Origin of the sequence: Actinoallomurus acaciae, from assembly GCF_042429965.1 — a bacterium.
GTDB lineage: Bacteria > Actinomycetota > Actinomycetes > Streptosporangiales > Streptosporangiaceae > Actinoallomurus > Actinoallomurus acaciae.
This window is the reverse complement of the sequence record NZ_JBHLZP010001010.1, coordinates 1-1,440: the sequence shown is the minus strand read 5'-3', so window position 1 is coordinate 1,440 and position 1,440 is coordinate 1. Positions and strand designations below refer to the sequence as shown.

Below are 1,440 nucleotides of genomic sequence, written 5' to 3'. Positions count from 1 at the left end.
GCGGGCGCTTCCGCTCGTGCTGACGGGCCTGGCCGCGCTCGCGGGCATCGTCACCTGGTCCGCCTGGCCGGCCTCCCACCATCGGCCGGCGACCGTGCCATCACCCTCGGCGGCGGTCCGGCATCCGTCCTCCACCCCGGCCAAGGCGACTCCACGGCCCGCGGCCAAGCGCTTCCAGCCTCCGGCCCGCCGGGGGAACCACGCCGGGCACGGCCCGGGAAGACACGGCAGACACCCCGGGCACGGCAAGGGCGGGCACTGAGCCTCCACGAGCCCCCCCGCACCGTTCGCCGGGCGAGGACGCCGACGCGCTCCACCGCCCGACCGGGCGCCGACGAACCTCGATGGATTCTGGCGACCTCGATGTAGCGGGGCCACCCGCCGCCGGCGATGTCATGGGTGTGTGCTCTTCCGCTCGACGATCGGAGACGGCGTGGCCCTGACCAGAGAGACGATGACCGACGAGCAGCGCAAGTCCGTCATCCTCGAATATCTCAAGGCGTTCGACAACGGGGGAGTCACCTCGACGGGCGACGGCATCCTCGACCTGTTCGCCGAGGACGCCCAGGCGTACTTCCCCAAGTGGGGCCTTGCCAACGGCAAGGAGGAGATCGGCCGGATGTTCGGCGACGTCGGGTCCACGATCAAGAAGATCGAGCACCACTATGCGCACTTCAACTGGGTCTTCTCCGGCGGTGACGTGGTGGTGGTCGAGGGCACGAGCCACGGCGAGCACCGCGACGGCCCCTGGCGCGCCGGCGTGCCGGAGTGGGCCGCGGGCCGCTGGTGCGACGTCTTCGAGATCCGCGACTGGAAGGTCCAGCGTCTCTTCATCTACCTCGACCCCGACTACGCGGCCAAGGACACCGAGCGCTACCCCTGGCTGGCCGATCGGGCCTGAGGCTGTCCGGCGAGGGTGAGGGCGGCGAGGTGGTTCGGGTCGCGGGTCAGGACTCCGGCGATCCCCGCCCGCGCCTCGTCGCGCCGTCCGTTCAGCTCGGCCACTTGGGCGGCGAGGAAGGCCGCCGCGGTCTCGTGGCGGGCCCGGAGGTCGTCGGTGAACAGCAGCATCGTCGGCAGGGACGTGGCGAAGTAGTCGACCCGCGCGGGGGCCGCCCGCAGCTGCGCGACGTAGGCCTCCAGGCCGGTGACCAGATCCGCGGCGAGATCCTCGCGGCCCAGGCGGCGCCACGCCAGAACGGAGAAGTACGTCATCTCGCTGTACGGCCGGGTGCTCATCTCCTGGAAGTCGCCGTCGGCGGTGGCCGCCCGCGTCCAGGCCTCACGGGCGGCCGCCGTCTCCCCGGCGGCGGCATGGGCGTCGCCGAGCAGCAGGAGCAGGTCGGCGCAGTTGGCCAGCGGGTGGCGGGCCTCGCCGAGGGACTCGGGGGGATCGAGCGCGGCACGGGCGTGGGCCCCGGCTCCGGCGGCGTCGCCGGC

General features: G+C 73.1%; 2 protein-coding genes and 1 pseudogene. 2 read left to right on the top strand and 1 reads right to left on the bottom strand.

All coding sequences use genetic code 11. The features are described from left to right. Positions 1 to 262: pseudogene (locus ACFFNX_RS49935) on the top strand (hypothetical protein); the annotation flags it as partial. Between the two features lie 141 nt (positions 263 to 403). After that, on the top strand, positions 404 to 901 hold the full coding sequence (locus ACFFNX_RS49930) for a nuclear transport factor 2 family protein (protein ID WP_378213517.1): 498 nt from the start codon (positions 404 to 406) through the stop codon (positions 899 to 901). Here the strand turns inward: ACFFNX_RS49930 and ACFFNX_RS49925 are convergent. Continuing rightward, a partial coding sequence (locus tag ACFFNX_RS49925) for a hypothetical protein (RefSeq protein ID WP_378213516.1) occupies positions 874 to 1,440 on the bottom strand: 567 nt, incomplete at its 5' end. The two genes, ACFFNX_RS49930 and ACFFNX_RS49925, sit on opposite strands and share 28 nt — an antisense overlap.